This window comes from Streptomyces sp. NPDC028722, from assembly GCF_040637655.1.
GTDB lineage: Bacteria > Actinomycetota > Actinomycetes > Streptomycetales > Streptomycetaceae > Streptomyces.
In genome coordinates, this window is sequence record NZ_JBEZWU010000072.1 from 1 (window position 1) to 5,723 (window position 5,723).

At 74.0% G+C, this 5,723-nt stretch carries 2 protein-coding genes; both read right to left on the bottom strand.

The genetic code is table 11. From position 1 onward, the window contains the following. Positions 1-212, bottom strand: a 212-nt coding sequence (locus tag AB0F03_RS37680) for a polyketide synthase docking domain-containing protein (RefSeq protein ID WP_362000969.1), incomplete at its 3' end; no start/stop codon positions are given. Positions 213-437: 225 nt separating this feature from the next. Next, the coding region (locus tag AB0F03_RS37685; RefSeq protein WP_362000972.1) for a type I polyketide synthase at positions 438-5,723 on the bottom strand (5,286 nt) is incomplete at its 5' end.

The following is a 5,723-nucleotide window of genomic DNA, read 5'->3' on the forward strand; positions in this document are numbered from 1 at the left end:
AAGCCGGAGATCACGTCGCGCTGCTGGGCGACGACCTGCCACAGCCCCTCCGGCGAGTCCACCCCGCCCGGGAAACGGCAGCCCATGCCGACGATGGCTATCGGATCGTTGGTGCCGTCCTCCAGTTCGCGGACCCGCTGGCGGGACTCGTGGAGGTCGACGGTGAGGCGCTTGAGGTAGTCGACCAGCTTGTCGTAGTCCTTCGTGCTCATGATGGTGGTGCCCCCGTAGACGTCGTGACGCTGTGCGTTGTGTGCGTGGACCCTGCGTCGCCGCTGTCGAGCTGTGCCCGGACGCGCCGGGCGGAGTGGACCGAGTGAGCAGGGTGAGGGGCGGGCGGGATGCCACGGAGCGCGGCGAGCCGCCCGGCCGAGATGTGATGCGGTGCGATGTGGTGCCGTGCGGTGAGGTGAGGTGCGGTGTGGCCCTGGTGGGGGTCAGAGCTCGGAGTCGATGAACGCGAAGAGTTCATCGACCGATGCCGACTGGACCCGTGTGGTCAGGTCGTCGTGGTGGGTCCGGGATCGCTGGGCCGGTACCCGGACCAGCAGCGCCTGGAGCCGATGGATGATCTCGGCCCTGGTGTCGTCGTCGGAGCCGTCCGCGAGTGCGGCGAGCGCCGCTTCGAGCCGGTCGAGTTCGGCAAGGCCGGTTGTAGTCGGCGAGGCGGTCGAGCCGGTGTTTCCGGCTTCGGCCGGTGCCAGTTCGGCGTGCAGGTGGGCGACGACCGCCCGGGGTGTCGGGCAGTTGAAGAGGAAGGTGGCGGGCAGCCGGAGTCCGGCGCCGCTCTGGAGCCTGTTGCGCAGCTCGACGAGGGTGAGTGAGTCGCAGCCGAGGTCCTTGAAGGGCCGGTCGGCCGGAATGCCGGCCGCTTCGGACCGGCCGAGTACGGCGGCGGTCTGCACCCGGACGAGGTCCAGCAGCATCTCGTCCCGCTCGGCCCGGCTCACCGCGGCGAGCCGGTCGCGGAGGGACGCGGACTTCGCCGCGGTGACGGTGACCTGAGGGTCGGCAGGGCGCGGCGCGACCGGCGCCAGATCCCGGAGCACGACCGGAAGGCGGGTGCCGAGCGCACCGAGCGCGGCCCGGTCGATGTGTGCGGGCACGAGTGCGGCGCTGTCCATGCGGAGGGCCGCGTCCAACAGGGCCAGGCCTTCCGCCGGGTCGATGGGGGAGAGGCCGCTCCTGGCGAGCCGCCCCCGGTCGGCCTCGGTCAGGGCGCCCGCCATTCCCGCACCGCCGGTCGTCCCCGCACCGCCGGTCGCCCCCTTGGCGCCGGCGCCTCCGTCGGTGCCCGGCCCTTCCGCCGCGTCCGCCCACAGTCCCCAGGCCAGGGACAGAGCCGGAAGCCGACGGGCCCTGCGGTGCTGGGCGAGGGCGTCCAGGCAGGCGTTGGCAGCCGCGTAGTTGCCCTGCCCCGCCCCGCCGATGACGCCCATGACGGAGGAGAAGAGGACGAAGGCCGCGAGATCCTGGCCGGCGGTCAGCTCGTGCAGGTTCCACGCCGCGGTGGCCTTGGCCGCGAGGACGGTGTCGAGGCGTTCGGGCGTGAGCGCGGTGATCACGCCGTCGTCGAGCACCCCCGCAGCGTGTACGACCGCGGTGAGCCGTACATCGGCCAGGAGGTGCGCGAGCGCCTCGCGGTCGGCCGTGTCGCAGGCCGCGAGGTGGACCTCGGCGCCCAACCCCGTCAGCTGCGCGACGAGTTCCGTCGCTCCGGGCGCGTCGGGGCCACGGCGGCTGACCAGCAGCAGACGCCGGGCGCCGTGCTCGGTGACCAGGTGCCGGGCGACGAGTCCGCCGAGGGCGCCGGTGGCACCGGTGACCAGGACCGTACGGGCCGGATCGAGGGCCACCGGCAGGGTGAGGACCACCTTGCCGACGTGCCGGGCCTGGCTGACGTAGCGGAACGCCTCCGGTGCCCGGCGCACGTCCCACTCACTGACCGGCAGCGGAGCCAGTGCACCCGATGACAGCAACCGCAGCACCTCGGCGAGCAGTTCGGTGATCCGATCGGTGGGCGCTCGGAGCAGGTCGAAGGACCGGTAGTCGACCCCGGGGTACCCGGCCGCGACCTCCCGTGGGTCGCGCACATCGGTCTTGCCCATCTCCACGAAACGGCCACCGTGCGGCAGCAGTCTCAGCGAGGCGTCCACGAACCCACCGGCGAGCGAGTCCAGTACGACGTCCATGCCGCGCCCTTCGGTGGCCGCGGCGAACGCGGTCTCGAAGTCCAGGGTGCGCGACGACGCCAGATGCACGTCGTCCAGACCGAGGGCACGCAGCGCACCCCACTTGCCGGGACTCGCCGTGCCGTAGACCTCCGCCCCCAGATGCCGGGCCAGCTGGACGGCGGCCATGCCGACACCACCCGCCGCCGCGTGGATCAGGACGCGCTCGCCCGCGCCGAGACCGGCCAGGTCGACCAGGCCGTGGTAGGCGGTGAGGAACACGATGGGCGCGGATGCCGCCTGGACGTACGTCCAGGCGGCGGGCATGGCGGCGACCCGCCGGTGGTCGGCCACGGCCACCGGGCCGAACGCTCCGGAGAACAGGCCCATCACCCGGTCACCGACCTCGAAGCCGGTGACGCCCGGCCCCACCTCGGTGACCACACCGGACCCTTCGAGGCCGAGCAGGCCGGGATCGCCGGGGTAGAGACCGAGGGTGTTCAGTACGTCACGGAAGTTGACGCCCGCGGCACGCACCGCGATGCGCAGCTCACCGTCGCCCAGCGGGGCCAGGGCTTCCGGGCAGGGGTCGAGCACGAGGTGGTCCAGCGTCCCGCGTTCGCGGACCGCCAGCCGCCAGGCCGTCGCCCCGGCCGGGGGGACGAGGGCGCCGTCGGCCGTCGCGGGGCTGAGCCTGGGTACCAGCAAGGCGCCGTCCCGCACCGCGAGTTGTGACTCCGAGCCGGTCAGCGGCAGCGCGGCACGGCAGTCGGCGGCCCACTCCACGTCCAGAAGGCCGACGCGCCCGGGGTGTTCGGTCTGCGCCGACCGCGCCAGACCCCATACGGCCGCGTCGGCGGGGTACGTCACGTCCGCGTCCGGTGCCGTGGCCACGGCACTCCGGGTGACCAGCACCAGCCGGGACTCCGCGAGCCGGTCGTCGGCCAGCCACGCCTGAAGCAGAGCGAGCGCGCGATGCACCGCGGACCGGGCGCCGTTCACCCCGTACGCGAGGTCCACGGCCGGCGACGGATCGATGAGCGGTGACGAGGCGACGGTCGGCGACGAATTCCCGCCCGGCGACAGATCCACGAGCGGTGCGAAGACCACCGAGGGGGCGGGCAGTCCCGCGTCGAGGGCCTCGCCCAGTGCCCTGAGGTCGGCGTAGCGCGGGCCGACGCCCAGGTCGGCGGTGCCGAGTACGGCGGCGTCCGGCGGCGGCTGCCGGTCCGCGCCGGCCGGCTTCCAGACCAGGCGGTGGAGCGACCGGGGTACGACGGGGTCGTCACCGGCGGGGCGGAGAAGGAGTTCCTCGACCTCGGCGATCACCGCGCCGGCCTCGTCCAGCAGGGTCAGCGCCACCGCGTCCGGCCCGCCGGCGGTGATCAGGACGCGAGCGGTGCGTGCGCCGGGCTGGTGGACGGACACCCCGCGCCAGGAGAAAGGCAGCAGACGACGGCCCGCACCGCCCGGCGCGGTCGTGACAACCGGGTGCAGGGCCGCGTCCAGCAGTGCCGGGTGCAGTCCGTAGGAGGCCGCGTCGGTGACGGACGCCGGCAGGGCGACCTCGGCGAGCAGGTCCGCGCCGTGCCGCCAGGCGGCGCGCAGGCCGCGGAAGACGGGGCCGTAGGTGTACCCGGCCGCGGCCAGTTCGTCGTAACAGCCGTCGAGGGGCAGCGGTTCGGACACGGCGACGGGCCAGTCGGCGGTGGCAGGGGAGGCCCCTGCATGCGGTGCGAGAAGGCCGGTGGCGTGCAGGGTCCACGGCGCTGTGGTGCCCTCCGGTGCCGGGGGGCGGGCGTGCACGGTCAGGGCGCGCTGCCCCTCGTCGTCAGGTGCCGCGACGACGAGCTGCACCTCCGCGCTGCCGTCCTCAGGGAGCACCAGCGGTGCCGTCAGGGTGAGTTCGGCGACCCTCGGCGCGCCGGTCTGCGCTCCCGCCCGGGCGGCGAGCTCCAGGAAGGCGGTACCGGGCAGCAGCACCGAGCCGAGAACGGTGTGGTCGGCGAGCCAGGGGTGCGTGCGGCGGCCGAGCCGGGCGGTCAGCACGGCCTGCCCGGACGCGGCGAGTTCCACGGCGGGCCCGAGCAACGGGTGGCCAACCGGTCCCCGGCTGCCGTTCGCGGTCAGCCAGTAGCGTTCCCGCTGGAAGGCGTACGTGGGCAGGTCCGGCCTCCGCCCCGCGCCGAACACGGCATGCCAGTCCGGGCTTCGGCCGCGGACGTGCAGGGCGCCGAGCGCGGTGGCCAGAGTGCGGCGTTCGGACCGGCCACGGCGCAGCACCGGCACGAACGCCGTCGCCTCGTCGTCCAGGCACTCCTGGCCCAGTGCCGACAGCACACCGTCCGGGCCGAGTTCGAGGAACGTCCGCATCCCCAGATCGCGCAGCGCGGCCAGGCCGTCGGACAGCCTCACCTCCCGGCGCACCTGCCGGACCCAGTAGTCGGCGGTGATGTCGACGGGTCGTCCGGTGACGGTGGACACCATGGTGACGCGCGGCGCGGCGTACCGAACTCCCGCCGTGACCGTGCCGAACGCGTCGAGCATCCCGTCCATGCGGTGCGAGTGGAAGGCGTGACTCACGACGAGCCGGCGTGTCTTGCGGCCGTCGGTGGCGAACACGGCGGCGATCTGCTCGACGGCCTCGACGTCACCGGAGATGACGACGGCGGTGGGGCCGTTGACCGCGGCGATGCTCACCTCGTGCTCGCGGCCTTCCAGCCGCGCGCGGACCTCGTCCGGTGACGCCTGGACGGCCATCATCATGCCGCCGGCCGGCAGAGCCTGCATGAGGCGGCCGCGCGCCGTGACCAGGGCGCAGGCGTCGGGCAGGGTGAGGACCCCGGCGACGTGCGCGGCGGCGAACTCGCCTATGGAGTGGCCCAGTACGGCGTCCGGTGCCAGCCCCTGGTGCTCCAGCAGCCGGAACAGCGCGACCTGGAGGGCGAAGAGGGCGCTCTGGGTGTTCTCGGTCCGGCCGAGCGCCTCGGCGTCGTGGAACATCACCTCGCGGATCGGCGAGGTGCCGGGCACGGAGCCGCGGCAGGTGTCGAGTTCCCCGCACACCTCGTCCAGGGCGGCGGCGAAGACCGGCTCGGCCGCGTACAACTCGCTGCCCATCCCAACACGTTGACTGCCCTGCCCGGTGAAGAGGTAGGCGAGCCCGTCGGCGGGGCGAGCCGTGCCGACGGTCAGAGCGGAGTGCGGTTCGCCACGGCTCAGCGCCGTCAGCGCCACCCGGGCCTCGGCACGGGTGTCGGCGGTGACGGCTGCGCGGTGGTCGAGGGCGCTGCGGGTGGTGGCCAGGGCGCGGCCGAGGTCCCGGGTGGGTGCGCCGTCCAGGGCGTCCAAGGTGTCGAGAAGCACGGTGGCCTGGGCGCGCAGAGCCGGTTCCGTACGGCCGGACAGCACCCACAGAGGACCGGAGTCGTCCTGCCCGGCCTCGGGCACGGGCGCCTCGGCGGGTGCTTCTTCGAGGATGGTGTGGGCGTTGGTGCCGCTGATCCCGAAGGACGAGACACCTGCCCGCCGTGTCCTGCCCTCACCGGTAGG